The organism is Oceanispirochaeta sp. (assembly GCF_027859075.1).
In the GTDB taxonomy this organism is placed as follows: Bacteria; Spirochaetota; Spirochaetia; order DSM-2461; family DSM-2461; genus Oceanispirochaeta.
In genome coordinates, this window is record NZ_JAQIBL010000342.1 from 1 (window position 1) to 26,835 (window position 26,835).

General features: G+C 46.5%; 30 protein-coding genes. 12 read left to right on the forward strand and 18 right to left on the reverse strand.

Translation table 11 applies throughout. The annotated features are described in order from the left end of the window. A complete protein-coding gene (locus tag PF479_RS20885) occupies positions 1-138 on the forward strand; it encodes a cold-shock protein (protein ID WP_367277266.1) in 138 nt (45 codons plus the stop codon). A gap of 389 nt (positions 139-527) precedes the next feature. On the opposite strand, the gene PF479_RS19230 is transcribed toward PF479_RS20885, so the two are convergent. The 3 genes from PF479_RS19230 to PF479_RS19240 form a co-directional block, all read right to left on the reverse strand. Continuing rightward, complete coding sequence (locus PF479_RS19230; protein WP_298010262.1) at positions 528-1,058, reverse strand: hypothetical protein; 531 nt, start codon at positions 1,056-1,058, stop codon at positions 528-530. A gap of 193 nt (positions 1,059-1,251) precedes the next feature. Further along, entirely contained in the window at positions 1,252-2,454 is a 1,203-nt protein-coding gene (gene trpB, locus PF479_RS19235) for a tryptophan synthase subunit beta (protein WP_298010265.1), read from the reverse strand. A gap of 92 nt (positions 2,455-2,546) precedes the next feature. Then, positions 2,547-3,032 (reverse strand): NAD(P)H-dependent oxidoreductase, encoded by a 486-nt coding sequence (locus tag PF479_RS19240; protein ID WP_298010268.1) that lies wholly within the window; start codon positions 3,030-3,032, stop codon positions 2,547-2,549. A 176-nt stretch (positions 3,033-3,208) separates the two neighbouring features. Between PF479_RS19240 and PF479_RS19245 the strand changes: the two genes are divergently transcribed. From PF479_RS19245 to PF479_RS19265, 5 genes are all read left to right on the forward strand, one after another. Beyond that, a complete protein-coding gene (locus PF479_RS19245; RefSeq protein WP_298010271.1) occupies positions 3,209-4,030 on the forward strand; it encodes an ATP-binding cassette domain-containing protein in 822 nt (273 codons plus the stop codon). Beyond that, positions 4,027-4,821 carry a hypothetical protein gene (locus PF479_RS19250; protein WP_298010274.1) on the forward strand — a complete coding sequence of 265 codons (795 nt, stop codon included), beginning with the start codon at positions 4,027-4,029 and terminating at the stop codon, positions 4,819-4,821. The genes PF479_RS19245 and PF479_RS19250 overlap by 4 nt, the downstream gene beginning before the upstream one ends. Further along, entirely contained in the window at positions 4,811-5,191 is a 381-nt protein-coding gene (locus PF479_RS19255; RefSeq protein ID WP_298010276.1) for a GntR family transcriptional regulator, read from the forward strand. Before PF479_RS19250 ends, PF479_RS19255 begins: the two co-directional genes overlap by 11 nt. Continuing rightward, positions 5,181-5,894: a DUF2807 domain-containing protein gene (locus PF479_RS19260; RefSeq protein WP_298010279.1), complete on the forward strand. Its 714-nt coding sequence runs from the start codon at positions 5,181-5,183 to the stop codon at positions 5,892-5,894. Before PF479_RS19255 ends, PF479_RS19260 begins: the two co-directional genes overlap by 11 nt. Before the next feature lie 158 nt (positions 5,895-6,052). Further along, on the forward strand, positions 6,053-6,781 hold the full coding sequence (locus PF479_RS19265) for an ATP-binding protein (protein ID WP_298010281.1): 729 nt from the start codon (positions 6,053-6,055) through the stop codon (positions 6,779-6,781). Here the strand turns inward: PF479_RS19265 and PF479_RS19270 are convergent. Beyond that, positions 6,774-7,094, reverse strand: a complete 321-nt coding sequence (locus tag PF479_RS19270; RefSeq protein ID WP_298010284.1) for a helix-turn-helix transcriptional regulator — start codon at positions 7,092-7,094, stop codon at positions 6,774-6,776. The genes PF479_RS19265 and PF479_RS19270 overlap by 8 nt on opposite strands. Before the next feature lie 97 nt (positions 7,095-7,191). Between PF479_RS19270 and PF479_RS19275 the strand changes: the two genes are divergently transcribed. Then, complete coding sequence (locus PF479_RS19275; protein WP_298010286.1) at positions 7,192-8,157, forward strand: permease; 966 nt, start codon at positions 7,192-7,194, stop codon at positions 8,155-8,157. Positions 8,158-8,364: 207 nt separating this feature from the next. Continuing rightward, positions 8,365-8,598, forward strand: a complete 234-nt coding sequence (locus PF479_RS19280) for a thioredoxin family protein (RefSeq protein ID WP_298010289.1) — start codon at positions 8,365-8,367, stop codon at positions 8,596-8,598. Positions 8,599-8,610: 12 nt separating this feature from the next. Here the strand turns inward: PF479_RS19280 and PF479_RS19285 are convergent, their stop codons facing one another. Beyond that, entirely contained in the window at positions 8,611-9,057 is a 447-nt protein-coding gene (locus PF479_RS19285; protein ID WP_298010292.1) for a C-GCAxxG-C-C family protein, read from the reverse strand. A gap of 172 nt (positions 9,058-9,229) precedes the next feature. Here PF479_RS19285 and PF479_RS19290 point away from each other — a divergent pair, with 172 nt between their 5' ends. After that, on the forward strand, positions 9,230-9,994 hold the full coding sequence (locus PF479_RS19290; protein ID WP_298010295.1) for a LuxR family transcriptional regulator: 765 nt from the start codon (positions 9,230-9,232) through the stop codon (positions 9,992-9,994). On the opposite strand, the gene PF479_RS19295 is transcribed toward PF479_RS19290, so the two are convergent. Next, the gene (locus tag PF479_RS19295; RefSeq protein WP_298010300.1) at positions 9,986-11,047 is read right to left on the reverse strand and encodes a mannose-1-phosphate guanylyltransferase; all 1,062 of its coding nucleotides are present in this window, start codon (positions 11,045-11,047) and stop codon (positions 9,986-9,988) included. The genes PF479_RS19290 and PF479_RS19295 overlap by 9 nt on opposite strands. A gap of 125 nt (positions 11,048-11,172) precedes the next feature. Here PF479_RS19295 and PF479_RS19300 point away from each other — a divergent pair, with 125 nt between their 5' ends. Continuing rightward, positions 11,173-12,258 (forward strand): aminotransferase class IV, encoded by a 1,086-nt coding sequence (locus tag PF479_RS19300; protein ID WP_298010303.1) that lies wholly within the window; start codon positions 11,173-11,175, stop codon positions 12,256-12,258. 2 nt (positions 12,259-12,260) lie between these two features. Here the strand turns inward: PF479_RS19300 and PF479_RS19305 are convergent, their stop codons facing one another. Beyond that, complete coding sequence (locus PF479_RS19305; RefSeq protein WP_298010305.1) at positions 12,261-15,182, reverse strand: hypothetical protein; 2,922 nt, start codon at positions 15,180-15,182, stop codon at positions 12,261-12,263. 109 nt (positions 15,183-15,291) lie between these two features. Here PF479_RS19305 and PF479_RS19310 point away from each other — a divergent pair, with 109 nt between their 5' ends. Further along, positions 15,292-15,987, forward strand: a complete 696-nt coding sequence (locus PF479_RS19310; protein ID WP_298010307.1) for a hypothetical protein — start codon at positions 15,292-15,294, stop codon at positions 15,985-15,987. Positions 15,988-16,014: 27 nt separating this feature from the next. On the opposite strand, the gene PF479_RS19315 is transcribed toward PF479_RS19310, so the two are convergent. The 10 genes from PF479_RS19315 to PF479_RS19360 form a co-directional block, all read right to left on the reverse strand. Beyond that, the gene (locus PF479_RS19315; protein WP_298010309.1) at positions 16,015-16,986 is read right to left on the reverse strand and encodes a C-terminal binding protein; all 972 of its coding nucleotides are present in this window, start codon (positions 16,984-16,986) and stop codon (positions 16,015-16,017) included. An 85-nt stretch (positions 16,987-17,071) separates the two neighbouring features. Then, positions 17,072-17,389 (reverse strand): hypothetical protein, encoded by a 318-nt coding sequence (locus tag PF479_RS19320; protein ID WP_298010312.1) that lies wholly within the window; start codon positions 17,387-17,389, stop codon positions 17,072-17,074. A 10-nt stretch (positions 17,390-17,399) separates the two neighbouring features. Continuing rightward, the gene (locus tag PF479_RS19325; RefSeq protein ID WP_298010315.1) at positions 17,400-17,858 is read right to left on the reverse strand and encodes an acyl-CoA thioesterase; all 459 of its coding nucleotides are present in this window, start codon (positions 17,856-17,858) and stop codon (positions 17,400-17,402) included. After that, on the reverse strand, positions 17,855-18,271 hold the full coding sequence (locus PF479_RS19330; RefSeq protein ID WP_298010317.1) for an amino acid-binding protein: 417 nt from the start codon (positions 18,269-18,271) through the stop codon (positions 17,855-17,857). The genes PF479_RS19325 and PF479_RS19330 overlap by 4 nt, the downstream gene beginning before the upstream one ends. Positions 18,272-18,396: 125 nt before the next feature. Then, the gene (locus tag PF479_RS19335; protein WP_298010320.1) at positions 18,397-19,698 is read right to left on the reverse strand and encodes a phenylacetate--CoA ligase family protein; all 1,302 of its coding nucleotides are present in this window, start codon (positions 19,696-19,698) and stop codon (positions 18,397-18,399) included. Positions 19,699-19,835: 137 nt separating this feature from the next. Beyond that, positions 19,836-21,149 (reverse strand): phenylacetate--CoA ligase family protein, encoded by a 1,314-nt coding sequence (locus tag PF479_RS19340; protein ID WP_298010323.1) that lies wholly within the window; start codon positions 21,147-21,149, stop codon positions 19,836-19,838. Beyond that, positions 21,146-21,715 carry an indolepyruvate oxidoreductase subunit beta gene (locus PF479_RS19345; protein ID WP_298010326.1) on the reverse strand — a complete coding sequence of 190 codons (570 nt, stop codon included), beginning with the start codon at positions 21,713-21,715 and terminating at the stop codon, positions 21,146-21,148. Before PF479_RS19345 ends, PF479_RS19340 begins: the two co-directional genes overlap by 4 nt. A 5-nt stretch (positions 21,716-21,720) precedes the next feature. Further along, on the reverse strand, positions 21,721-23,322 hold the full coding sequence (locus tag PF479_RS19350; protein ID WP_298010329.1) for a thiamine pyrophosphate-dependent enzyme: 1,602 nt from the start codon (positions 23,320-23,322) through the stop codon (positions 21,721-21,723). A 371-nt stretch (positions 23,323-23,693) separates the two neighbouring features. Next, complete coding sequence (locus tag PF479_RS19355) at positions 23,694-24,032, reverse strand: hypothetical protein (RefSeq protein ID WP_298010332.1); 339 nt, start codon at positions 24,030-24,032, stop codon at positions 23,694-23,696. 229 nt (positions 24,033-24,261) lie between these two features. Continuing rightward, entirely contained in the window at positions 24,262-25,083 is an 822-nt protein-coding gene (locus PF479_RS19360; protein ID WP_298010335.1) for an SDR family oxidoreductase, read from the reverse strand. Positions 25,084-25,190: 107 nt separating this feature from the next. Here PF479_RS19360 and PF479_RS19365 point away from each other — a divergent pair, with 107 nt between their 5' ends. Beyond that, positions 25,191-26,033, forward strand: coding sequence for an SDR family NAD(P)-dependent oxidoreductase (locus PF479_RS19365; RefSeq protein ID WP_298010337.1), 843 nt, complete (start codon positions 25,191-25,193; stop codon positions 26,031-26,033). A 60-nt stretch (positions 26,034-26,093) separates the two neighbouring features. Here the strand turns inward: PF479_RS19365 and PF479_RS19370 are convergent, their stop codons facing one another. After that, positions 26,094-26,582, reverse strand: coding sequence for a ferritin family protein (locus tag PF479_RS19370; RefSeq protein WP_298010339.1), 489 nt, complete (start codon positions 26,580-26,582; stop codon positions 26,094-26,096). Between the last annotated feature and the right edge of the window lie 253 nt (positions 26,583-26,835).

Below are 26,835 nucleotides of genomic sequence, written 5' to 3' on the forward strand. Positions count from 1 at the left end.
ATCGAGCAGGAAAGCGGAGAGGACATGTTTGTTCACAAGAATGAAGTCCAGGGAAACATCAACGAAGGTGATAAAGTAGAATTTGAAATCGGTTCAGGACCCAAAGGTCCCTGTGCTGTAAATGTAAGAAGAGTTTAATTCTTCATATATAAATAAAAATTTATACGAATCCTTTTAATAGGATGGAACTTCTATGAGGCTCCATCACTATGATTGTTCAACTTACTAATGTTTCTAATTTAAGTAGTCAGATATTAAAAGGATTATTTCTTTCAAACACAATATTCCTGGACATCTCTTTTCAGGAAATTGCTTGTCTTTTTTTTTAACTTTTAAATATTTAATTTTCAATAAAATCCATCAACAGTTTATTTTAAAGATTCTTAATTGAAGGTCTTCTCATACACCCTTTAGGTATTATTATCCTCAAGGAAATATATGCGACCAAAACACAAGAGGACTGACATTCCTTACATGCCGTTTCGCATCGCATAGCTCCGACAAGCCCACCATCCTATAAGAGTACATTATTTGAGGAGGTATACTTCATCGGCTTTGAAAATTGTGACATGTTTACCAGGCCTGCCTCTCAAAATCTCCTTCAATTCCAACATGCGGCTCCGGTTATCCAGAGAGCCCTCGATGACTAGTTTTGTTTCACCCGTTAAATATTCCCGTTTGGCCAGGGTAAAGGAAAATCCTCGGTCCGATAGAATCTGAACCAAATCGGACCGATCTATATCGCTCTCCAGTGAGATACGGACAAAGTACTGCCTTTCTCCCTGAAGCCTGTGGTCCAGCTTTTTTTTAATCGTAGAACTGAGAAGACCACCCAGGATAGATCCTGTGCCATAAATCAGAACATACCAGAGACTGGTTTGCATTAGATCCAGAATTATCTTGATGACAGTGATTCCATACATGGCCTCAAAGAAATTGATTCCCATGGAGTAGTATTTATTACCTCTATTGAAGGCATCAATTTTAGCAAGAAACAAGGTGTCCTGCCCAATTCTTAAAAGCAGTATAATGCAGGCGATACGAAAGATATCTATCATTAAATTTTCCCGTTAGTTAAAAGTGTGCACAATATAATTTGGTTTTTCTTCAGTGTAAAGAGTCCATGTGTCTATATGACACAATCATTTATTTACTGTTGCTATTGAAGATTTTAGATCCCTGATTATTGCCAATTTTCAAAAAAAAAGGGACCCCCCACTGGAGCTCCCCCTGCATCAATAAAAATTTTAACTACTCTATACCGTATTCTTTGCCATAATTGTCCATTACAAAATCGATGTCCTTGTCTCCCCTGCCGCTCAGGTTTACCAGGATGGATTGTCTTGGTTTCTGCAGTGCCAGCTTGCAGGCAAAGGCTGTGGCATGGGCACTTTCAAGTGCGGGAATAATCCCTTCAAGCTGACTCAGCTCAAAGAATGAATCCAGAGTTTCCTTATCGTCGGCTGTAACATAATTCACCCGTCCCATATCTTTGAGCATGGAATGTTCAGGACCGACACCGGGGTAATCCAAGCCGCTGGCAATGGAATAAACTGGTGCGGGTTCACCCTTTTCATCCTGAAGGGTATAACACTTGAATCCATGGATCATACCGGGTTTTCCCAGAGTCATTGTAGCCGCATGGTCACCCAGATTCAGCGAACGCCCCGCAGGTTCAACACCATAGATTTGACACTCATCTTCGATGTAGGCCGAGAAAAGACCCATGGCATTACTGCCGCCCCCCACACAGGCAACCAGATTGTCTGGTTGCTCTCCGGTCATATCAAAAAACTGTTCTTTGGCTTCAATCCCGACAACTCGTTGGAAATCGCGAACCATCATGGGGAAAGGATGAGGACCGACGACCGAACCAATACAGTAGATACTGGTGATGGGGTCCTGCATATAGGCTCCGAAGGCTGAATCCACCGCTTCTTTGAGGGTCTTCAGGCCAAAAGAGACAGGAATAACCTTGGCCCCGAGAATCTTCATTCTGACGACATTGGGATGTTCTTTGACTATATCCACTTCGCCCATATGAATCTCACATTCCAGTCCGAAGTAGGCAGCAGCAGTTGCCAGAGCCACTCCATGCTGACCGGCACCCGTTTCTGCAATAAGCTTCTTTTTACCGAGATACTTGGCAAGGAGAGCTTCACCCATACAGTGATTGAGTTTGTGAGCCCCTGTATGATTCAGGTCTTCTCTCTTCAGGTAGATACGGCCACCGTACTTTTCAGACAGGGACTTAGCATAATACACAGGGGTAGGTCTCCCCTGAAAATGCTTTCTGATGGATCTTAATTCGGTTATGAAATCATGTGATTTACTGATCGAGAAATAGGCGTCAGTAATCTTCTCCATTTCTATCTGCAGATCGGGTGGAATGAACGATCCGCCGTATGCACCAAAATTTCCTTTTTCATCAGGATTGATTTTAAAATACCCCATGGTTTTATCCTTTTCTTGATTTATGATTTAGTGAATAAGAGGATTATAACCGTTTCTACGCATAGAATCAATCTTTTTTTAAAAAATTTTCATCAGATGATATCCCAGCTCTCAAGACTCTTAAAATGATCAGCTGACCCAGTCTTGCCAGGACGGGCTCCCTGCAGGGCAAGGGTTCCACCAATACTGCCGCCTGCCTCTTCAATCCTCTTTGATAGATATTGAAAGACAGCTTTAGAATCTCTCTTCTCGGGATCTGCCTGGAGGGTAAAGATGTAGACCTTTTTACCCTGCAGATCTACCCCATCTAAAAAGGCATTCATGGCGGGTGTACCATGGGCGGCCCAGATGGGTGTTCCCAGAATCAAGATATCCTTGTCGGCACATTTTTCCCAGGGAGCATCCGCCAGGGGGGTCGACTTGGCCTTGAGCGCCAAATAGCCGGAACGTAAAAAGCCTTTGACCGGTTTTTTTTCTTTCAGTTCAATCAACTCTGCATCCACACGCGCGGCCAGTATGGTAGCGGCCAATTTTGTACTTCCATTCCTGGAAAAGAAAACTAATGCTTTTGTACTCATACCTAAAAATACCCTATTGGGGAAATAATTCAAGTTTTTTTCTTTTTGGATCTTGACAAAGGGTTCAAACACAACTACAGTCTTAGTGTATTACTTTATTAGTACACCCTTCGACCTCGACAACTTAATTCACCAAAGCTCTAAACGAGCTTTGGTAGTGTAAGGAGAACCCACAAATGATCCCTGCCATAAAGATTGAGAATCTAATTTTCCGCTACGGAAAAGAACCCCTGTTTAATGAACTGAATCTGAACATAGGCCCCGGACTATACGGACTTCTGGGAAAAAACGGTGCCGGAAAATCAACGCTGCTCAAGATCATCTCCGGCCAGCTTTACCCCCACAGCGGAAGTTGCAGAACGATGGGAGAAGATCCAACCCGAAGAAGCCCCTCCCTCCTCTCCAAGGTTTATTACCTCCCCGAAGACATACAGGTCCCCGAAATCAAAGGAGATAGATATGTCAGCCTCAATTCCCCCTTTTATCCGGACTTCGACAAGGAGTCCTTTGACAGGGCCCTAAAACTGTTTGAAGTCCCTGGAAGAAAAAATCTGAACACCCTGTCATACGGGCAAAAGAAAAAATTCCTCATCTCCTTTGCCATGGCCACCCGCTGCCCTCTGCTTCTCTTAGACGAACCCACCAATGGATTAGATATTCCCTCAAAGAGTCAGTTTCGCCAGGTGGCAGCCAGCATGGATCTGGAGACTCAGGCTATGATCATCTCCACCCATCAGGTCAGGGATATGGAAATGCTGATTGATCCCATCATCATCGTGGATAAGGGGAAAATCATCCTGAACAAATCTATGGAACAGATCCTGAACAATTACCATCTGGTTCTCCAGGAAAATGAACCCCTCCCGGGAGAGGCGCTGTATTGGGAAAAAGTGCTGGGTGGATATTCGGTGGTTAAGGAAGGCCCGACAGAAGAAGGAAAGACCATGGATCTTGAATTTCTGTTCAATCTGGTTATTAACAAAGGAGGTATATCATGACCCTGGAGAATCATTTCAACCTCTATAGATTTTTCCTTCTCTTTAAAAAAGACCTGATTCAGGGATATAAGGCTCTTCTGATCACAGCGGCGGCGGTAGTCGGAGTCATATTGTTCCTTTTACTTGTATCCAGCCCGGGAGAAGCCAGTTCTGAGGTTCATCAGGGTTTGTTTCTGCCACTCCTCTGGTTGGGAGGGCTGATATTTACGAGTCTATCCTTCAAAGAAGCCCATTCGGTCAATCTGATCCACAACTGGCTGATGACACCGGCCTCTCCTCTGGAAAAATTTCTTCAGAAGCTTCTGCTCACAACAGTCTTTTACATTCTAGCCTTATTGGCCGGATTTTTCCTGGCGACATGCCTGAACAGCCTGATCTACCTGATCTTCTTCAAGCGGTCAGTCCCCCTGTTCAATCCGGCCCAATCCTGGTTATGGGTCAACATCGGTCACTATCTGATTGTCCAATCCATCTTCTTTCTGGGAGCCGTCTGGTTCCGTAAATACAATTTTGTCAAAACAGTTCTGACAATCAATGTTTTGCAAATAGGGATGACCCTGACTGGGGGAACCATTGCTCTCCTCACATATTGGGGACCCATCAGGGAAGCCACTAATGGAAATGCCGGCTTCTTTATGGAAGGAGGACAAATTCTGATAGAGAATTTCAACCGCCTGAACCCGCTGGTCATCACAACGATGAAGATTGTGTACTTTGGATTATTGGCTCCTTTTTTCTGGTTTGTATCCTGGCTCAGGATGAGGGAAATTGAGGTCAAAGATGGAGTTTAAAGAGAAAAAATCCATTTACATCCAGATCGCCGATCATTTTTCAGACAACATCCTCAAGGGGATATGGCAAAAGGAAGACAGAATTCCTTCGGTCAGGGAAATGGCGGTACAGCTGGAGGTAAACCCGAACACGGTCATGAGAGCCTATGCCCACCTTCAGGACAAATCAGTCATTTATAACAGAAGAGGCATTGGATATTTTGTGACTCCCGAGGCGGAAAAAGAGGTAAAAGCAATGAAAAAGGAAGATTTTATGAATCATACCCTTCCTGAATTTTATAAATTAATAAAATTACTGGATATCGATATGAAAGAGCTGACCCAAGGTTATAAAGAATTCCTGAAACAGGAGGAACACCATGAAGAGTAGTACAAAAGTTCTTGGATCTGTCCTATTGGCGATCCTTCTTATTTTATGTGTCACCATTGTAGGCTCCCGCATTTACCTGAACCTGAAGATAGGCAATGAATATATTAAAGAAGGAGCCCTGATTATGGAAGATCCCGAGACCCTCTCATACCCTATGAAGACTTTCAACTCTCTGGATTTTTCCGGAGCATGGGAGATTAAGATTACAGAAGGATCTGAATATGCGATCAAAGTAACCGGCCCTGCTAACCTTCTGGATAAAGTGGAAATCAGTCAGACCGGAAAGAAGTTGATAATAAAGAACCTCAACCGTCAGAACCTTTTGAAGGATACATTTAAAATAAGCCTCATCCTGCCAGATTTAGAGGCCCTTTATATTGCCGGCGGAGTCGACATGAGTTTTGACGGATTTTCAGGAGAATCCCTTCTGATCAATCTTGCTGGTGCCGGAAGAATTCGGGGCTTTGATTCTTCCTATGAAAATTTAACTCTCAATTGCACCGGAGCAGGACAGCTGGATCTGACCGATTGTTTGAGTACAAATGCGAAAGTCAACTTAAGCGGGGCCGGCGAAGTCCTTCTGAATATGGGGGGAGGCATTTTAAGCGGGAGCATAAGCGGACTTGGTTCCGTGGAATATCAAGGGTCCTTAAGGGAAAATCAGATACAAGTTTCCGGCTTGGGAAATGTCAATTCCCGATAAAATAGTACATGGCCAATGAAGTCTTCAGTGAAGGTAAGAGGAGATCCTGATCAGGAGTGCCGCCGGAGTGCTGATAGTTGGGGCTGGTTCCGTTATGGTTTCCACGGCATAAGGAAGACTTGCCCCACCCGCAGCGGGGCTGTATACTCGGATGAATCATGTCAAAGAGTAAAAAGGGCCTTCTCTCTAAAAGAGTGACCAGAGCCATAATGGAATATGAGCTGATAAATAAGAATGATAGAGTCCTGATTGCCCTCTCGGGCGGTAAGGACTCATTGCTTTTGTGCTGGCTTCTGAGCCGGATGTCCCGGTCTTTTCCCATCCCTTTTACAGTTCATGCCCTTCATGTTTCCTCGGAAGTCCACCCTCCCCCCCTGGCTCCGGCCCTCACCTCACTGATGGAGGAGTGGGGAATCCCCTATACGATTTTAACGAGAGAGCTAAAGAGTCATCTCCGGCACGGCCAGGACTTCAACTGCTTCCTTTGCGCCCGAAAACGACGGGAAGCCCTGCTTACATTCGCACAGGAAAACCAGTATGAAACCATAGCCCTGGGTCATCATATGGATGACCTGCTCCAGACTCTTCTTATGAACATGACCTGGCAGGGTGAACTGGCAGCGATGCCTCCCCGGCTGGATTACACAGTCAAGCTGAAAATGATACGGCCTCTGTGCCTGATACAGGAACATCATATAAAGGACTTTGTCTGTGAAATGGAATGGAAAATTCCGGCAAAACACTGTCCTTATGAAGGACAGACCCGCCGGAAGGAAGCTGCGGCCCTGGTGGAAATGATGAGCCAGGGTAAAGACAGCCTCAAGTACAATATTTACAAATCACTGGGTAATATAAAAACTGATCTTCTGCCCGGGTCCATTATATAGTGGAACAGCTTTCTCTGTTGGAACAGGAAATTCTTCTTCGATCTTCGACAATAAGAGCCGAATCAGACAGATAGGAGCCAGCACTCCTAATGAAGTCTTCCGCCCGGGAATCTGCTATGAAATACTCGATCCATTTACCATCTTTCCTCTGTTCCACCAAGCCGGCACTCTTGAGAATTTTCAGATGATTGGAGAGGGTTCCACCGGCTATATCCAGACCAGAGAGGAGTTGGCAGACACACAATGGCTTCTCCAGGAGCATCATGCAGATCCTGAAGCGATTGGCTTCGCCCATGGCTTTCAATTGATTCACCAGTACTTTCATAATTCAAAAATATCAGAAAGGTCTTGCCTAATCAATGCCATACTGATACATTTAGCTAAACATCTAATTGTATCAAGGAGAAGGGATGCAGATCTTTACAATACTGGCAGATTTTCTGACCTATTCAGTTTTTAATATGGAGAAGGGTTCTCTGGCATCTTCAATTCATTTTTTCATTGAAGATACGACTAAAATTTTCGTCCTCCTTTTTATTATGATTTATCTGATTGCTCTGGTCCGTGCCGGGATAGATACAGAGAGAATTAGAAACTACCTGCAGGGAAAACACAGAGGAGTCGCCTATTTTCTGGCTTCCCTCTTCGGCGGGATAACCCCCTTTTGCTCCTGCTCGAGTATCCCCCTCTTCCTGGGATTTACATCGGCCAGGATTCCTCTGGGAATCACCATGGCCTTTTTGATAACCTCCCCCATGATCAACGAAGTGGCACTGATTCTTTTAGGCTCCATTCTGGGCCTCAAATTCATGATGCTCTATGTGATAACCGGCATGACAGCAGGGATTCTAGGCGGCTTTTTTATCGATGCCATCGGGGCCGAAAAATACCTCACACCCCTGGGACAGCAGGCCAGGACCATGCAGACCGAAGAGGCAGAGGAACAATCAAAGAAATTGACCCTCAGGAACAGGCATGATTTTGCCAGGGATGAGGTAAAAACGATTGTCGCCAGGGTCTGGAAGTGGATTTTCATTGGTGTAGGGCTGGGAGCAGCCCTTCATGGCTTTGTGCCTGAAACGTTTATCACAGACAATCTGGGCAAAGGGAACTGGTGGGCTCTGCCGGGAGCCGTTCTCTTAGGAATACCCTTGTATTCTTCGGCCACGGCGATAGTACCAGTAGCAGAAACACTCCTGGCCAAGGGATTGCCCGTCGGGACGACCCTGGCCTTTATGATGAGCACCGTAGCAGCCAGCTTTCCCGAATTCATGATGCTGAAGCAGGTGATGAAACCACGGCTGCTATTGATCTTTTTCTTAATGCTGCTGGTATTTTTTACCTCGGCAGGATGGATTTTTAACACCATTTATTAGGCACTTAGGCCTAAACGGGAAAATTACCAAGGCCCTTAGGCCCTGAGCGAAAAAGACACCGAGGCTGTGTTACACCCTTCGGCCCTGAGCAGGAAAACCACCAAGGCTCCCTGCGGAGCCTTGGTAGCCAATAAAAAACTGGTAGCAAATAAAGACACTAATAAAAACATTGGTAAAAAACCAAAACCAGAAATATAGGAGACAAAGATGAAAATTGAAGTATTAGGTTCGGGATGTGCCCGTTGCAAAGTCCTTGAAAAAAACACGAGAGAAGCGGTAAAAACTGCCGGATTGGATGCAGAAATTGTCAAAGTGGAAGACATGAAGCAGATCATGGCCTACCAGGTGCTGTCGACTCCTGCCCTCGTTCTTGACGGCAAAGTCATCAGCACAGGAAAACTCCTCAATCCTGATGAAATAATAGCGCTTATCCAGGCTTAAAGTCCTTAGAAATCAAAGCCCGGTTTCATTCAGAAGCCGGCAGATTTCCCGGATATAGCTCTGGCAATGAGTATCAAACAGGTGCTGTTCCCGGGCTTTCTGAAGCCCTCCGGCTTTATGAAAATCTATCTTGAGAAGAGAGATGCAATCAGTACTGCCAAATTTCCTGTGAAAGGAGAGCAGGATATTCTGTGACTTCTCAAACAGAATCTGTTTGCTTTCAAAAACGGAATCACTGTCATAATACCGGCAACCCAGCACCATGAGTGCACCCGTTAGAGCCCCGCAGGTTTTCTGCATGGTACCGATACCGGCCCCGAAACCGGCAGCAAGATTCATGGCCGTCTTCGCGTCGATCCCCAGCTGATTATGATACGCACCCAGGATAGACTGGGCACTGTTAAACCCATGCTTATGCAGGTGGATTGCCCTATCAAGGGGATCTTCTCCATTGTTCATACCCTGTCCCTGATTCTATACTTTTTTAATAAGCTCATATACTATAATAATCCCCTGTTCTCCCGTTGTGAATACAACTAAAGTTGTAGTTTTTACCTATACAGGCATTTTTTTTTAAATTAAACTAAAAAGGCTTAAAGTAAGGTACACAATAGGATGAAATGGACAAAAGATGGAACTGCTGCTGGATGACGCATCCCAGGAAATTATACGTGAATTGATCAGTCCTCCTGATCCTTTGACTTCACTCCATGATCATCTTGAGTTTTTTTCTTACAAACTCAGTCAAATTATGAAAAGCCAATACCATGCTATCGTGCTGCTTCCCGGAGCGGTCAACTCCACGATGATTCTTGTGGCGAATAATCCTCCGGATTTTGATCAAGCCTATAGAGAATCCCTGATTGATCATGATTTCATCCTGCAGAAGCTGTCCGAAAATCCACACCAGATTGTCCATCTCTTTGAGCTGTTGAAGAATCCAGTATACTCAAACAATTGGTTCTATAAGGAAGCCCAGAGATTGAGGCCCGCCGGAGATTGCCTATACTGTCCGTTTCAAGAGGACGGTGAGTTGATAGGATTCCTGGGACAAGTCCGTCCCTACCTGTCAGAGCCTTATGGTGACCATGAAATCAACCTGATGCAGCTCCTTGCTCCGGCACTGTCCAGCCATCTGCAGCTGCTGCGCTCCCGGCATTTCCGGCCCAATCTGGAAGAGGGGAATGAAAAATTCCAGAATTTTCTGAAAACCTTTAATCTGACCGAAAGGGAATGCCAGGTTCTTAAGCTGATGGTCAAAGGTTTAACGAACAAACAACTTGCTCTGAAACTGGAAATAACAGAAAACACTGTGAAGAGGCATGTCTTCAATATTTTTGAGAAAACCCGGGTTCGGAACCGGACCCAGTTGATAATTAAAACAAACCTAGGTTGACAGTGCTTCGGCGGCATCCTTGACGAGCTGGGATTCTCCCTTTTTACAAATAAGAGCTTTGCCGTTCTTTATCACCACAATAAGGTCTTCCACACCGCAGAGAGCGACAGGGATATCAGAGTAGACAAAATTACTGTCATTTCCCCCTGAGAATACAGGAACTTCCGAGGGAGGATTCAGATCGGCAATAACATCCCAGCTGCCGACGTCATTCCAGTCAAATCCCGAGCGGACCATGGCGATGCGGCTGCTTTTCTCCATGAGGGCATAGTCTACGGATTCCCGGGGAAGTGAGGCGTAGAGAAGAGTGAGTTCATCATCAGGCATGACCACTGTCACATCATTTTCAGCAGTGGAGGCAGGACAATGAAGAGCTGGCAGAAATGGCTTCAGCATATCAGGACTCCCCGCCAGCAGTTCCTGTTCAAACAGCGATATTTTATAAGTGAACATTCCCGAGTTCCACAGATAATTCCCGGCCTTCAGGAATTCTTCGGCTCTGGTCTGATCTGGTTTTTCCTTAAAGGATACAACCTTGAATCCCGGACCGGTCTCTTCACCGGCTTCGATGTAGCCGTACCCTGTGGAGGGAAAGTCCGGCTTGATGCCGAAGACCACAAGATTATCCAGAGCCGCCAGAATCGAAGCATCATCCACATCACGGGCAAATTGATCCACATCCTGGATGAGGTGGTCTGCCGCCAGAACAAGAACCTGGGCCTCTTTGTTTCCTGTCTTTTCTTTCAACCAGGCTCCGGCATAAGCCAGGGCTGGTCCGGTATTCCGGGCTTCCGGTTCGGCCAGAAGAATAAGCTTTTTTCTTATGTCTCCGGGTAGATGACGGCTGTCTTCCAGGGCAGCATCGACATGATCTTTATGAGTGACCACAAGAATTTTTCCCTTGATATTCAATGAAGCGGCCCTTTTTATGGTTCCCAGAAAGAGGGAATCCTTACCCTGGACAGTCATAAACTGTTTAGGTTTGCTGTTGTTAGAGGCGGGCCAAAGCCTCTTACCTGCTCCTCCAGCCATAATAATGACATGATCTACCATTGGGAAAACCTCCGTGGAATACAACCGGCTGAACTGTATTAAAAACAAAGTCCATCCTGCTCGACTATTCTTATATTACATTATAATATGGTTAAAAACCTGAAATTGTACAGAGGAGCGGGAACATGGCCTTTACCTTATCCATATATCCATGGGTCTATGTGGGAAAATTTAATGAGAGCTGGTCGGGAGACTTTATCGAACAGGAACATCTGAGTCCTGAAGGAGAAGCCGCCTTAAGCCAAACCGAACGGAACGCCTTGCTTGATAGAAGGAATTCCTTCCCAGATCTCCCCCTGGTGAATTACACCAGTCAGTACGGTCTGGGTTGTTTTGAAGGTGTCAAAGCCTTTCCCCAGAAAGAGGGAGGCCTGAAAGTATTCCGCCCCGGGGAGAACTCAGCCCGGATGGCCCGTTCCATGGCTGGACTGGGCATGCCCGGCGTAGACGAAGATCTCTGCACCCAGGCTATTCTGGGAACCCCCTCCCGTAATGCCGAACTGGGATTTACCGTCAAATACGATCCTCTATGGGAAAAAGACTCCTTCATGAGTGCCGGATCTGTCTATATCAGACCCTTTAGCTGGTCCGAGCCGGGCATTGGAGTCAGTCTTTCCAAAAACCCCTGGCTTGTTGTGATCAATACCCCTGTTTCAGCCTATTTTTCCGGTGACAATTTTGATGCAGTCACAACGGATATGTCACGGGCGACTCCCAAGGGAACGGGTTGGATAAAATGTGACGCCAACTATGTCATTCCCTGCCTCGCCAAAAGCAAGGCACTTCAGGATGGTTTTATGGAAGCAATCTTCCTGGATGCTATGGAACATAAATACATCGAAGAAGGCTCGTCGTGTAACTTCTTCTGTCTTTTGAAAAACGGAACTCTGGTGACTCCGGAACTGGGTGATACCATCCTGCCTGGAATCACGAGAAAGAGTCTTATTCAGTTGGCCCGGGACAGAGCGGTGAGTGTTGCAGAAAGAAAACTCCCTCTGGAAGAAGTCCTGGCAGATGGTGCCGAGTGTTTTGTCACAGGAACGGCCGCAGGGCTCACTCCCATTACTTCTTTGACCCATGAAGGGAAAAAGACTGTCTTTGGGAATGGAAAACCCGGTGAGCTTTCCCTATCCATGCAGAAAGAGCTTAAAGGTATTCAGTATGGAGTACTGGAAGATAGATTTAACTGGATGGTTCCAGTCAAGTCCTGATTTCAGCGGCTCAGTAGTTCTTCGGGAGTCCGGGTGATTTCATCATAAAGATAGACATCGCTCTCTGGTAGAGGCTTGATCATGGCCATGGTATTCTGAAAGACAAGGCTGTCTTCTGGACGACTTCTGACCATAGTCTCCGGATCACGGTCAATCCGGTCAGCATAATCGGCTGCTCTGGTCAATGAAAGAAGAGCCTGACTCTGCTTGACCTGGTCTGATCCTCTCTCTGCCAGAGAATAATCCACATAGGCCAGATTGTTGTACACTCGGATGAAGTGATTCACTAAAGAACGGTGTTCAATAATATCCTCAGGAGCCAGATAGGGAAGAGAGCTTTCCTCACGCTTGAGATCTCTCAGGATTTCCATATACTGGTTCCTGGCGCCGAAAAAATTATGCCGGTAAACAAGAGTATTCGCCAGGGCAAACCTGGTATTTCTGGTCTTTTTCATATCTTTAAGTGCGGATTCAAACTCCAGAACAGCCTGATCATACTGTTTCTGATCGTAGTAGATATAACCTTTTCGATAGGAAATATCTCCCGTATGATACTGGTTCTTTTCGGCCTTGTTGAAATAATTCAATGCTCCCGTCAGGTCATCATAAACGGTGTAGTGGAGATTTCCCATGTCTGCATACAACTCTCCTATCTCAGAGTTAGTGCCGATGAGACCTCTCAGCTGACTGTCTTCCAACAATCTGATGCCAGCCTCAAATTCTTCTTCGGCGTTATCATACAGTCCCTCTTCATAATTGATCTCACCCCGCCTGCGGTAAATACCGACGTTCTTGAAGATGCGGGACCGGCTCAAGGGCTGAGCCTGATCCATATAAAATAAAGCCTTCTGAAGAGCTTTTTTTTCCTGATCCATATTATAGGTCCGTCTGAAATATCGGGCCAACTGATAGTGTACATCCGGTACAGAGACATCAATTTCTTCTGCCTTAAAGAGGAAATCCTTTGCCTCACTGACTTGATTGCGGTCAATATAATAGCCACCCAGATCAGACAGTGTTAAGGCAGTGAAGGCGGGATCACCCTTAATTCCCGACTTTTTGGAATAAATATTACTCAGGATTGAGATGTTACTATCATCCTGAATTCTCAAAAAATAACGAAGCATCCTGAGCATGATTTCATCATTGCCGTCATAATGGGCCAGGGCTGTGGCATACTGAAATCGGGCATCTTCCAGCTTGTCCGGGTCTTCTTCTGACCAGAGCATGTAATTATCACCCAAAGCCAGCATCAAATCATAATTGTAAAGATCCCGGTTCAGACCCATAGAAAGGATTTCTGCGGATCGGGCATATTCTCCTGTTTTGTTCGTCAGGAACAGTCCGTACTCAAGATAACCACGGAGAAATTCAGGGTACTCTCCCAGTAGGCCTTCATACATTTGGACGGCGTATGGAAAGGCTCGACGCATCCGATAGGCATCCGCATAATCCAGAAATCGGTTTTTGGAAGGCCACCCTTGAATCGTAAGCTTTCCAAGGCCCCAACCGAAGAAGGCCTTATTAAAAAGAGCGAATCCTTCTGAATATTCATCCTGCTCGATGAGATCCAGTCCTTGTGTGTAATAGATATGTGCCTGCAAGGGGCGGTAGAGAAAATGAAAACTGAGATAGACAGTCATTCCCAATAGGACCAGAATGACAGCCACCATGCGGACAAAGGGCCAACCTTTCTCGGCAAACTGATACAAAAACCCTGTTTGCTTCAGTTCAAATTCTCGGCCGGTGAGTTTTTGATACCCCTTGGGGAGTTCAATCCTTTTTCCCGTAATATTAAAGAATTCGGTGCTGATCAGCCGGGGGGCACTGCCTTTGATAAGCATGGAGACCAATTTACGATAGCGGACACCTGTCAGATCATCCGCTCCGGCTAGAACATCCTGGATAGAGATCTTAAGGTTAAGCGGGAGTCGGCTAAGACATCCCTGAAGAGCATCAAGGTTTTCCTCAGATATTTCAAATACATCATCCTCTTCGATTTCCAAATCCTCGGAATCATCCATAAGGAATGTATCATCCAGAGTATCCAGACTATCGAGAGAGGCATCCATATCGTCATCAAAACTGATACCTTCCTGAAAATTGAAATCTTCACCAAAGTCGCCCAACGAGAATTGTGCGGCTTCTTCATCTTCATCCATATCGAGAGACATGTCTTCAAGGTCGTCCAGTTCAGGGATCTCTTCATCCGGGGAGGACAGATCAAATTCTTCACCAGGAGCATCCAGATCAAATCCTTCTTCCTCGCCCCCTAGTTCATCCAGTTCTTCCAGGTCGTCATCATCACTTCCCAGGTCATCCAGATCATCTCCGGCTGATAGGTCATCCAGACTGGGAAGCTCATCATCCATAGATAAATCATCAAGCCCGGGAAGCTCATCCTCTACGGGAGCATTTTCATCCAGCCCGGGTATTTCATCATCCATGGAAACATCATCCAGTCCGGGTATTTCATCCTCTACGGGAGCACTCTCATCCACTCCCTCGTTGGCTGCTATCATAGCATCCAGAGAATCCAGACTTTTATCTTCAGAGACATCTTCGGTAGAGGGAATATCGTCAAAACCAAGATCCCCGAAATCATTCAGATCTCCAGGGATTGAAAAATCATCTGTACCAGGAAGTTCTGCTTCCGGAACTGGGCTATCCAGCAGATCATCAAGACCTAAAGACTCTTCCAGGTCCTCTGCGGGCTCATCTGCATCCAGGCCTGCCTGGCTGAGAAAGTCATCCATGGAGAGATCATCCTGATCCAGCTCACCCATATTCAAAGATTCTTCGAGTGAGGGTTCCGGCGGCAGTACGTCTTCTATGGTTTCACCCAAAGTTTCCAGCACAGCTGCTTCGTTACCCCAGAGATTAATTTTCTGTTTAAAACTGTCTATATCTTCCCGTGTAGGCATAAGTACTTCTTATTAACATATTTCGGCAGATCCAGGCGAGGACAAAAGTTTTTTCACCCCCGCTAAACTCGGGGTACAGTTCCTCCGAAAATCATACCATAGGAAAGGCATGATGAAAAACAAACTTATACTATTAATTTTTCTGATCTCAGCAACATTGATACAGGCTTTTGAGGTCACCGATATAAATCTCCACCTCAAGATCACCGGCATCACCGAGGCCGGTCCTCCAGAGGTCTGGAGGAATTATCTTATTATGACCAGCAAACCCAACCGTCAAGCCCGGTTTGTCGGTGCAGCCTTTTCAACGGAAAACTATCAGTTGGTTCACAGTTATCAGAAGAATGAGCATGGCATCTACTTCCTCATCCTTCCTCTTCCCAGCGAAGAGATCATAGATTACAGGATCATTATAGACGGTATTTGGATAGAAGATCCGGAAAACCCCAACAGTGTCCGGGATAGAAACGGACTATATCTCTCCAGACTGACCTTTCCCCCTGATCAGAGAGTCAGAAAACTCAGCCCCGTATTGAAAGAAGAAGGGGGAATCGTAGAATTTTATATCCAGACAAGTCCTGGAAAACGGGTTTACCTGGCCGGTGATTTTAACCGTTGGGACCCCTATATGACAGCGTTGAGAGAAAAAGAGCCTGGCCTGTACAGCACCGAGCTGTCAATCAAACCAGGACGCTATGCCTACTATTTCCTGGTAGACGGGGAACCCATTCCCGACCCTCTGAATTTCCAAAAGAATCAGAATGCAACAGGAGAAGAAGTTTCCATACTGTTTATTCCGGGATGAAAACTGGGGAGGAGGCTGATGGGAGGACTACTCTGTCAGATCACTGACCGCAAAAACAGGCTTTCCTGTTTTCAGGACGGAAAGAACATTCTCTGCCGTTTTTCTTTTCAAATCGACAACAGACTGCTCGCTATAATAAGCCTCATGATCCGTAATGACCACATTATCCAGTGTTAAAAGCGGATTCTCCGGAAGGGGGGGCTCTGTTTCCAGAACATCCAGAGCCGCGGCTCTGAGAGGCCCCTTTGTCAGTGCCGAGAAAAGTGCCTTCTCATCCAGGACACCACCCCGGGCTGTATTGATTAAAACAGAGCCGGTTTTCATCGAAAAGAGTCGTTTCTCATTCAGCATATGACGTGTTTCCTCAGTCAATGGAAGATGCACAGTCAAATAATCAGAGACATGAAGCAATGTATCCAGGGACACAGCCTCTGCACCATTATCCAGCCTGCTTCCCGGAACCAGTCCCCTTGAATGCACAAGGATGCGGCTGAATCCGAAGCCTTGCAGCTGCTCATGTATGGCTCTACCGGTTTTTCCATACCCCAGAATGCCCAGTACTGAGCCTCTGATCCTGAACAGGGAGTGACCAAGGGAATCCCGCCAATGCCCTTTTCGGACCAGCTCATGCCGCTGGGGAATCCTCCTGGCAGCACTTAACAGCATGGCCGCAGCATGTTCGGCGACTTCTGTAGTGCAGTATCCGGGAATGATGCCTACAGGGATGCCTTTCTCTGCGGCAGCCTGAATATCCACATTATCAAAACCGATACCATAGCGGGATATGATCCGGCAATGCTGCAGAGACTGAATAAATCCGCGGTCTATATTCACCATATTAACAAGAAGGGCATCGGCGGTTCGGACTTTTTGAAGCAGTTGGGGGCGATTGAGCTGCCTGTAAATCTCCAGGTCTACATTCTGGTTTTTAAAAACATCTTCTTCCTGCTGACAGTCATCAAAAAGATTATCAGTTATTACGACTTTGTATCGGCTCATGCCAGGCAGTATAGCCCAGCTCCACTGTCGTGACAATCAGAGAATTCTAAAGGGAACAACCCGCTGGATTCAGGGCCGGAAGAGATTATTCCTTTGTGATTTTGATGGTGACATCTGCCGGAAGGGCCAGATTGCAGGCTGCTTCCAGAGTCTTTATGATCCCCGAAGGAACGGGACAGGCCGCATGAGAACAGTGCTCCGAAGCCAGCTTGTAGACAGGAGACTCTGTCATTGGACCAAAACAGGCGGCATAGGCATCTGTTTCCTTCAGTGACTCCGCCATGGCCCTGATATCAGGACAGTCAGACTGTATCTCCAGGACTGCATTCTGCCCATCCTCGCTTGTGCCTCGGATGGTCGTGTTGAACCCGCAGATCCCGGCACAGATTTCTGTTTTAATCATGGCTTATTCCTTATTTTAATTCTTCATCTGAATCAGGGCAGCTGGCCGCCTGCACCCCGTAGGGCCCGGCGGGTGTGGGATCAAAGTCTTCGACCTGAGACCGAAGCTTATCCCGCCGGGGAAGAGGATTCTTCAACCCATTGCAGTCGACACTGACAAAGGTGACCTTATTAGAAAAGACAAGGACCTCTTCTTCCGCTCCGGGAGCATCCCCATAGACATCCACCTGATAGGTGATAGAGCTGCTCCCCTGATGTACCGGGAGAATATGAAAGCGAAGGATGGAACCATTGATCACGGCCTTTTCAAAGCTGATCCGGTCCATCCCCCTGGTGACCAGTCGGTACCCTGGAAAATCCCTGGCCGCCGTCAGCCAGGCATATTCATCCACCCAGAAGAGCATCTGGCCACCAAAAAGGAATTCATGGTGATTAAGATGCTCCGACCTGACAGTGTTGTAGGTATTCAAAATGCGGTGATGGCCTCCATGCCGTTCTTCTTGATGATATCCAGACCGTGGTCGATGTCTTCCACTTTGAACATAATGACTACTTTGTCATCCATCAGCATCAGTGTCGAGTAGAGGTACTCGATGTTGACCGCATTTTCCTCAAAGATCTGCATGACTTCATGGAGGGCGCCGGGACGGTCGTCCAGACGCACACCGATCACCTGGGTCACACGGGCGGTGAAGTTGTTCTTCTGCAGCAGATCCAGGCACTTATCGGGCTGTTCAGCAATGATTCTGAGAATGCCGAAATCGGCAGTATCTGCTATGGTCATAGCCCTGAGACTGATGTCTCCCTCGGCCAGGATTCTGGTGACTTCTGCCAGGCGGCCGTTTTTATTTTCAAGGAATACGGAAATCTGTTTAATTTTCATGTTATGACTCCTATTTTCAGAGTGAAGTTCATCACTCTGATGATTGTTCCGTGAAGGCCTAAAGGTCTTCTACTATCAGAGTGAATAACATCACTCTGATGATTGCTCAGTGAAGGCCTAAGGGCTTACAGGGTTCTCTTGTCGATGACTCTCTTGGCCTTGCCTTCTGATCGGGCAATGGTTTTAGGTTCCACAAGTTTAATGATAACGGCGATTCCCAGCTCCTGTTTGATTTCATGAGCAATTTTTTCCCTGATTCTTTCCAGAGATTTAGTCTCATCGCCGAAAAAGCTGGGTTCCACTTCCACATGAAGCTCCACTTCATCCAGATGAGAATCTCCACGGTCAACCACAATCTGATAATGAGGTTCCGTCTCTTCGATGCGCATCAGGACATTCTCTATCTGACTGGGGAATACATTCACACCCCTGAGGATGAGCATATCGTCTGTCCGGCCCAGGAGGCGATGCATCTTGACGGTTGTTCTGCCGCAGGGACAGTCATCGTGCCAGAGCCAGGTGATATCCCGGGTTCTGTAGCGGATAATGGGAGTTCCCTCTCTGGTAATTGTAGTGAAGACAAGTTCCCCCTTCTCTCCTTCGGGAAGGACTTCCCCCGTAGCAGGATCAATGATCTCAGGATAGAAATGATCTTCGTTCACATGAAGACCATTATGGGCTTCACATTCGTTGGAGACTCCCGGGCCGACGATCTCTGTCAAACCATAAATATCATAAGCCTGAAGATTGAGCTTTTCCTCTATCTCCTTTCTCATGTTGTCACTCCATGGCTCGGCTCCGAAAATCCCGGCCTTGAGAGAAAGGTCTTTAAAGTCGATTCCCATCTCTTTGGCGGACTCTGCCATATAAAGGGAATAGGAGGGGGTACAGGTGAGGATGGTAGATTTGAAATCCCGCATCAGCATAAGCTGGCGTCTGGTGTTTCCCGAGGCGGCAGGGATGGTGTTGCACCCCAGGGTATGGGAACCATAATGAACACCCAAACCTCCGGTAAACATCCCGTACCCATAAGCATTCTGGACCACATCGTCGGGGGTTCCCCCAGCCATACAGAGGCAACGGGCCATGACTTCCGACCACATGGCAATATCATTCTTGGTGTAGGCTCCCAGGACAGGCGTACCCGTTGTTCCTGAGGAGGTGTGGATTTCGACGATCTCTTTTTCTTCCACTGCGAGAAGTCCATAGGGATATGTGTCCCTCATGTCATCCTTTGTTGTAAAAGGAAGTTTGGCAATATCAGCCATGGACTGAATGTCATCGGGCTTAACGCCAAGCTCATCAAATTTCCTGGTGTAAAAGGGAATGGTATTATACACATGACGTACCAGCTTTTTCAGGTTATAGAGCTGCTGCACCTTTCTGTCATCCACATTGTCACATTCCGCGTTTTTATTCCAAATCAAAACTTTCCTCCTTGCTTAAACGACCTGGCCCTTAGCGCCAGTCCTCATAAATCTAATAAATCTCTCTTAGCCGATCATATTAGCCTAATAAATCTGTCTTTGCCGATCTTTTTAGGGACCAGCTGCTTTGCAGCTTCCTAATAAATCTCTCGATCATCGATGACCCGTATGGCCTTGCCCGGCTGTACAGGGAGAAACCCGGGTTCATGCAGCTCCACCAGGGCTTTTATGGTGATGGATGCCTGCAGATCTTCCACTATGCGCCTTCTCAAATTGTGAAGGTCCTGAGCATTGTCGGTAAACATCTCAGCCCCGACCTCTGTCTGGATGGTCAGTTGATCCAGAGTGCCCTCTTTGCTGACCTTGATAAGGTAATTGGTACCTATCCCGGGCATCTTCATGATGACTTCTTCGATCTGGGAAGGGAACACATTGACACCATTGATAATAAGCATATCATCCGTCCGGCCCTTGATCCGGGTGATTCTCCGGCTGGTTCTTCCGCAGGGGCAGGCTTCGGGGATAACTCTGGTCAGATCCTTGGTTCTATATCTGAGGATGGGAGTCCCCGTTCTGATCAGGATGGTCAAAACCAGTTCACCCTCAATTCCATCTTCTACAGGCTCCAGGCTGTGACGGTCGATGGTTTCAATCAGATAGGCATCTTCCCAGAGGTGCATGCCCTTCTTTTCGGTACACTCAAAGGCGACACTGGGTCCATTCATTTCGGAAAGACCATAAGAGTTATAGGCATCGATCTGAAAGAGTTCTTCGATTTTCTTCCGGATTTCTTCTGAATGAGGTTCCGCTCCGATGAGGGCTCTTTTCAGATTAAAATCCTTCAGAGAATATCCCAGCTCCTCCATCCTGGAATGCAGATGCAGGAGATAACTGGGGGTGGCGTGAACCGTGGTGGTCTGAAAATCCTTCATCAGTTGAAACTGACGTTTCGTGTTTCCACTGGAGGCGGGGATGACCAGCATTCCCAGCTTTTCTGCACCATAATGCAGCCCGATACCGCCGGTAAACAAACCATAGGTCATCATGTTCTGAAAGACATCCCCTTTGTGACAGCCCGTCGCTTTCAGAGATCGGACGGTCATATTCGTCCAGTTGTCCAGATCTTTCTGGGTATGGTAGATGACTGTAGGAGTACCGGTTGTTCCGCTGGAAGCATGCATCCTGACAATGTCATCCTGATCCACTGCCAGAAGTCCATAGGGATAGGCTTCTCTCAAGTCATCCTTGGTGGTATAGGGAATCTTCCTGATGTCATCGAGAGTCCTGATATCTTCGGCAGAATGGATACCAACCTTTTTCAGACGTTCCTTGTAGAAAGGAGTGACCAGGGCGGTGGTGACCGTTTTTTTCAGCCGCAGAAGCTGCAGGGCCTTTAAGGCATCCCGATCCAGCCGTTCAACTTCTGCATCTTTGTAAAGATTCTGTATCATGAAATATGACTCCCCAGATCAAGAGCCTTATAATTGGCCTGAACTACGGCCTCACCTTTCCGGGAAAAAAGGCTGTCTACAGCAGCCTTCAGATGCTTCATCCCCAGAGGAAGATTCGCCGAGGCAGCTCCTACGATAACCATATTTCCCGCTCTGGAGGAACCGGCTTCTTTAGCCAGAGCCTTATCATCCACCAGGCGCACTGAGGGAAGTTCAGACAATGCCTCCATGATCTGTGACTCTTCGGGGTAATTGCTTATATTTTTTACAGGGGTAATGGATGTGACCAGAATGCCTTCCGGAGAGAGCCAGGGCAGATAGCGCAGGCTTTCAAGAGGCTCCATGCTGATAACCATATCGGCAGTTCCCTGACCGATCAGATCAGAAAAGATTTCACCGTCGGCAAGACGCATATGGGCCATGACGGCTCCGCCTCTCTGGGCCATACCGTGGACTTCGGACTGACGGACCTTAAACCCTGCCTTGGCGGCAGCGGTGGCGATAACAGAGGCCAGAGACAGGACACCCTGCCCTCCGACTCCGGCAAGTATGATGTCATATTTCATGGTTTTCAGCTCCCCTTCTTCTTTGCTTTACGAGCGGTTTCTATGCACTCTCTGACAGCAATAATCACAGAAACACCTTTATATGCCAGTTCTTTCCTGAGAATCACCTTGTTTTCTTCATGGGATTTTCTATGGGCCGGAATGGTTATTACATGTTCGCCATCGCCCATGATTCCCGTCACGACCTGCTCCAGCCGGCTGGATGGCAGAATGGTGGTCTGCCCACCGGTCATGGCTGTCGTTTCATTGTCCACGATGATAATCGTTACATCCGTCCCCGAGGAGACACAATCGACCAGACCGGTCATCCCGGAATGAAGGAAAGTACTGTCCCCGATCACAGCCATGACATTTTTAAGACCCGTCTCTGAAGATCCCTTGGCTGCCGTGATGGAGGCTCCCATACAGATAATGGTTTCGGGCACACTCAGGGGAGGCAGAGCTCCCAGAGCATAGCAGCCGATGTCGGAAGTGACCGTGCTTTCTTCCAGTTCAGCCTGAACTTCCTTGATGACCCTGTAGGTATCATCATGAGGACAGCCGGCACAGAGCTGAGGAGGCCTTCCCGGAAGATCCATGGAGCTGACCACTGAAGAGTCTCTGACAGGCAGACCGAGGGCGGGTCGGACATTGTCCGGCGTCAGTTCTCCCTGGAGGGGAACTATATTTTGCATTTTCCCGGTAATTTTCAGATCTCTGGGCAGAAGGCCCGCAATCAGACGCTCCACATAAGGGTATCCTTCTTCAAGAATAACCAGTTCCTTGACATGAGCCGCCAGTTTTCTAATCTTCTCCTCCGGGACAGGATAGACTCCGATGTGAAGATGGGAAGGATTATCCGTCAATTCCCCTCTGTTTTCCATATAGTAGTTATAGCCCAGACCAGTGGTGATCACACCTCGTTCCCTGTTGGCCTCATTCATGACAAGAGCATTGACTGATGAGTTTTCACTATAGGCAATCATGTCTTTCTGACGTCCCAGAAGGCTGTCCCAGCGGCGGCGGGCATTAGCCGGCAGCAGCATCCAATCCTGTTTATTATCCGCCTTATTCAGGGCATTTTCTTCCCGGATAGGGGATGATTGTATGGCAGCCCTGGAATGGGAGAGTCTGGTAACAAGGCGTAGAAGAATGGGAACACCCATTTTTTCCGAAAGATCAAAGGCCTCTCTGGTCATATCGTAAGCCTGCTGCTGATTCACAGGTTCCAGGAGGGGAACCCGGGCAAAATCGGCATAATATCGGGTGTCCTGTTCGTTCTGAGAAGAGTGCATTCCCGGGTCGTCGGCGACCACGATAACAAGACCGCCCCGTATATCCAGGAGTGCTCCATTCATAAAGGCATCCGCGGCTACATTGAGTCCCACATGCTTCATGGTCACAATGGCCCGTTTTCCTGCGAAAGAGGTTCCCAGAGCCTCTTCAAGAGCCGTTTTTTCATTACTGGACCAGCTGGCAAAGGGACCACCCTTTTCTTTGCTGTAATCCAGAAGGTATTCCATTATTTCTGTTGAAGGCGTTCCCGGGTATCCATAGCAGGAAGAAACTCCTCCGTGTATGGCTCCCAGGGCGACTGCTTCATCTCCCAGAACTACAAATTCAGACATAGATTCTCCTATAAACTGTATCAAGTCGTAAAGACCGGGCTGAAGGGATACTTTAGAAAGAATCCCTCCCTTGATTGTTTTAAACTTAATTGGTTTTATTTATACCATAAAGCACCCTGCTTGGGTATTGAAAAATAAGCATCCCTATATAGCTATATAGGCATCAATTTACCAGGATTAATAAAAAACTCGGATGAGAAGAATAGAAATGGATGTGTTCTTTTACCATTCCCGAATAAAAAATCAGAAAGAAGTTGAAAAAAAGATCGAATGTCGCACAGAACTTTCAGGTGCATAAGAGAAGAGGACACCCGAGGATGCTTCCGAGTTTGAAAAGCATTTATTGAAGTAGAAGGAATACCGAAAAAGGTTTATTTTAAAGAAAGAGAGGACCGGTTGTAATCAGCAGACTTCTTTTTCTTTTTAAATGCCTTCAATGAGATAAACAGGACAAATATGTTTTGCAGGATCAATAGCTGCAGGTACATTTTGAACTCACTGTCTTCCAGATTCCCTGAAGGATCGGAAACAAGATACCCTATATAGCTACCTCCGCCGCCTCCAAAAGCTGAAACAGTGGCTATCTGGATTTCGGATGAACTGCTGAGAGACTTCCCTCTTTCGGACAGAAAATCAGAGCCTTCCAGTAAAGCCAGGGTGAAACCTGTCAGATTGATCAGAATAAAGTAAATAATGACAAGCTTTCTCACTATTCCCTCCAGAATAAAATTCTTCCTGTATGTTATCACTTTTATTCTGAATTGGAAACTACTGCTTATGAATAATCCTGCGATAGGTCTTATCAATTTAATCTCAGTTAAAAAGATGATTGAAGATGATTATCCCTCCCACTTCATCGGGATTGCTCCAGATATTAGCCACCGAAAAAAGGAAGACCTGAACAATCAGCGGAATGCTTCAAAACCTTGAGTGACATAACTATCGAAGGCTTTCGCTCACACCCTGATATGATGTTTCATGAGAAGCTTTATCCCATCTTTTCTTCAATATCCTGGCTCGTCCCGGTTCCTTCACGAAGGATCCTGCAAAACGCAATAAACGATTTATCACGCCGGGAATATATTCTTCCACAGCTGCGAGGGTGCAGTTGATGCTCTGATGAGCCACAGATTCAGGATTCACAGAAGTGATTTTCCCCATGAATCCCTGGGCATTGATCCGGTCTCTGACAATCTGTTTAGTCGGCATTCCAGCGGGACATAAGAGAGTTACAGTCACATTTTCATCCCGAAGTTCTTCCCGGATCGCTGTAAAAAAATGGTATAAGAATCGTTTTGTTGCAGAATAGGCCGCCTTATAGGGCATGGGGTAAAAATAGGAGAGACTGGAGACGGTGAGAATCCTGAAAACATCAGATTTCGATCTCTGCTTCAATAGTACTGAGGTCAATTCCACTGTACCGTTCATATTCACATTCATAATCTGCCGGATTTGACTCAGGGCCAAATCCTTAAAGGGCGTCTCATATTCAATCCCGGCCACATTGATCAAAAAATGAAAGCGGAAGCCTGATTGCCTGAGGCGGAGAAAAAAGTCATCTCTTTTTTCCTGACTCAAAAAACTTCCTTCCAGGTACTGAATATCCACATTGAATCGTGTGGAAACCTCGGAAGCCAATTCTTTTAAGGGAGATCCGGGAATATCACTGAGAAAAAGATCCCAACCCCTGCCGGCTGCGTCGATAACATAGGATCGGCCTAAACCACCGGTGGCACCGGATATAAAAACATAGGATTTCATGACTCCCCCCCAGGAGAACTCCTGTTTATTTTACAAGCATTACTTCCCATGGTCAATCATCCATATCCATACATGCAATAACAGTTCTGGAGCCCCAAAGCCAGAACATGCTACATTTAACTATGAAAACAACAGTCATCACAGGAGCGACCTCGGGTATAGGAAAAGCGACCCTCCTCTCCCTGATAAACCAGGGGCACAGGGTCATTGGAATAGGACGTTCAGCAGAAAAAATCAATGAATGCCTTCAGAAAACAGCAACCGCAGTTTATAAGGGACAGGCAGAATTTGTCCGGGCGGACCTCTCCTCCCAGAGAGAGATCAGGACGGCAGCTGATCAAATACTTAAAATATCTTCTTCCGGGATCGACTGCCTCATTAACAATGCCGGATCATTTGCCAGCTCCTACAAAGAAACCGAAGATGCCCTGGAATGGCAGTTTGCTGTTAACCATATTGCTGTGTTCCTGATGACCCGGCTGCTCCTGCCTGTCCTGAAGGAGGGCGGCCGCATCATTACTGTAGGGTCCAGTTCACATTTTAATGCCCGCCTCCGCTGGAAAGATCCCCAGATGAAACATCGCTATTCCTCCCTGGCGGCGTATAGGCAATCCAAATTTTTTAACGTCCTGATGACAAATGAACTGAACCGTTTATATTCGGCAAAGGGGATCAATGCCTATATTGCCGATCCAGGACTCGTCAATACAGAAATAGGATTAAAGGGGACAAAAGGACTCTCCAGACTGGTCTGGTCCATCCGGAGGAGGAAAGGCCAATCCGTTGATGAGGGGGCCTCCACCAGTGTATATCTGGCCACAAATCCGGATATCAGCTTAAAAAACGGCTGTTATTACAAATACAGTCAGCCCCTGGAGCCAGACAAAAGGAGCTGTGACCCGGCTTTGATGAAAAAGCTCTGGAAACTTTCAGAATCTTTCCTGTTATAAAAAGGGGCTATCTTATGAGAGTATAAGACAGCCCCATTGATACATGTAATGAAAGGAACATCAATAGTAATCATCACCCTTAGGAGTAAACTCGGCATTCTCCACCCACCACTCTGGCTTTTCTACCAGCTCAATCAGATTGTTTACCGTCATATAGTGATACTCTTCCTGCCTGGAAAGACTCTTAAAAAGTTTACGCCCCGCCTCCGTATCAAATTTGGAAAACTGCTCCTCATAGAACTCCTTTCCTTTCTTTTCAATTTCAAGGGCTCTTCGAAGCTCTACAAGAAGGTCTTTTGACAAAATACCGTCTACAGATTCTTTTTTCAAAGAAGCAAAAATGGTCTGAACTTCTTTCATTGATCCTTTAACGGCAGAGGTATCCATTTTCTTTTGCAGAACCTCAACAGCATGTGCATGCTTCACCTCATCATCAGCCAGCATTGTAAAAATCTTTTTAATACCCGTCTGCTCTGTTTTAGAGGCAAGGGTTCTGTACAGTTCTTCTGCATCATGTTCCATCTGAATAGAAAACTCAAAAATATCCATAGTTACTCCTATATATATACCAGGGCTGCAATGCAGCTCTGGTACTTTCTCGCTCGAGGCCGAAGGGCCTAAGGGTATAATTCAAGTATAGGTATTGAATTTACCATTCTGCAAGTTATTCGCAAAAACTATCTAATGTGAAGTTTATTAGATATCACAGCTGTCCAAGATAAAATTGCCTCATAAAAACAGCCCCATTTGACCACTTGAAAAAAAGATTGATTCTGTCCCAGGTTTTGGCTTGTTCAACCAC

Excerpts from the sequence above, each read along its gene's own strand:
- PF479_RS19265 (WP_298010281.1), top strand. The coding sequence starts at position 6,053 with ATGTCAAAGAGTAAAAAGGGCCTTCTCTCTAAAAGAGTGACCAGAGCC.
- PF479_RS19365 (WP_298010337.1), top strand. The coding sequence starts at position 25,191 with ATGCTACATTTAACTATGAAAACAACAGTCATCACAGGAGCGACCTCG.
- PF479_RS19330 (WP_298010317.1), bottom strand. The coding sequence starts at position 18,271 with ATGAAAATTAAACAGATTTCCGTATTCCTTGAAAATAAAAACGGCCGC.
- PF479_RS19285 (WP_298010292.1), bottom strand. The coding sequence starts at position 9,057 with ATGAACAATGGAGAAGATCCCCTTGATAGGGCAATCCACCTGCATAAG.
- PF479_RS19280 (WP_298010289.1), top strand. The coding sequence starts at position 8,365 with ATGAAAATTGAAGTATTAGGTTCGGGATGTGCCCGTTGCAAAGTCCTT.
- PF479_RS19310 (WP_298010307.1), top strand. The coding sequence starts at position 15,292 with ATGATGAAAAACAAACTTATACTATTAATTTTTCTGATCTCAGCAACA.
- PF479_RS19300 (WP_298010303.1), top strand. The coding sequence starts at position 11,173 with ATGGCCTTTACCTTATCCATATATCCATGGGTCTATGTGGGAAAATTT.
- PF479_RS19240 (WP_298010268.1), bottom strand. The coding sequence starts at position 3,032 with ATGAGTACAAAAGCATTAGTTTTCTTTTCCAGGAATGGAAGTACAAAA.
- PF479_RS19290 (WP_298010295.1), top strand. The coding sequence starts at position 9,230 with ATGGAACTGCTGCTGGATGACGCATCCCAGGAAATTATACGTGAATTG.
- PF479_RS19230 (WP_298010262.1), bottom strand. The coding sequence starts at position 1,058 with ATGATAGATATCTTTCGTATCGCCTGCATTATACTGCTTTTAAGAATT.
- PF479_RS19305 (WP_298010305.1), bottom strand. The coding sequence starts at position 15,182 with ATGCCTACACGGGAAGATATAGACAGTTTTAAACAGAAAATTAATCTC.
- PF479_RS19295 (WP_298010300.1), bottom strand. The coding sequence starts at position 11,047 with ATGGTAGATCATGTCATTATTATGGCTGGAGGAGCAGGTAAGAGGCTT.
- PF479_RS19275 (WP_298010286.1), top strand. The coding sequence starts at position 7,192 with ATGCAGATCTTTACAATACTGGCAGATTTTCTGACCTATTCAGTTTTT.
- PF479_RS19345 (WP_298010326.1), bottom strand. The coding sequence starts at position 21,715 with ATGAAATATGACATCATACTTGCCGGAGTCGGAGGGCAGGGTGTCCTG.
- PF479_RS19250 (WP_298010274.1), top strand. The coding sequence starts at position 4,027 with ATGACCCTGGAGAATCATTTCAACCTCTATAGATTTTTCCTTCTCTTT.
- PF479_RS19255 (WP_298010276.1), top strand. The coding sequence starts at position 4,811 with ATGGAGTTTAAAGAGAAAAAATCCATTTACATCCAGATCGCCGATCAT.
- PF479_RS19350 (WP_298010329.1), bottom strand. The coding sequence starts at position 23,322 with ATGTCTGAATTTGTAGTTCTGGGAGATGAAGCAGTCGCCCTGGGAGCC.
- PF479_RS19320 (WP_298010312.1), bottom strand. The coding sequence starts at position 17,389 with ATGATTAAAACAGAAATCTGTGCCGGGATCTGCGGGTTCAACACGACC.
- PF479_RS19260 (WP_298010279.1), top strand. The coding sequence starts at position 5,181 with ATGAAGAGTAGTACAAAAGTTCTTGGATCTGTCCTATTGGCGATCCTT.
- PF479_RS19360 (WP_298010335.1), bottom strand. The coding sequence starts at position 25,083 with ATGAAATCCTATGTTTTTATATCCGGTGCCACCGGTGGTTTAGGCCGA.
- PF479_RS19340 (WP_298010323.1), bottom strand. The coding sequence starts at position 21,149 with ATGATACAGAATCTTTACAAAGATGCAGAAGTTGAACGGCTGGATCGG.
- PF479_RS19315 (WP_298010309.1), bottom strand. The coding sequence starts at position 16,986 with ATGAGCCGATACAAAGTCGTAATAACTGATAATCTTTTTGATGACTGT.
- PF479_RS19370 (WP_298010339.1), bottom strand. The coding sequence starts at position 26,582 with ATGGATATTTTTGAGTTTTCTATTCAGATGGAACATGATGCAGAAGAA.
- trpB (WP_298010265.1), bottom strand. The coding sequence starts at position 2,454 with ATGGGGTATTTTAAAATCAATCCTGATGAAAAAGGAAATTTTGGTGCA.
- PF479_RS19245 (WP_298010271.1), top strand. The coding sequence starts at position 3,209 with ATGATCCCTGCCATAAAGATTGAGAATCTAATTTTCCGCTACGGAAAA.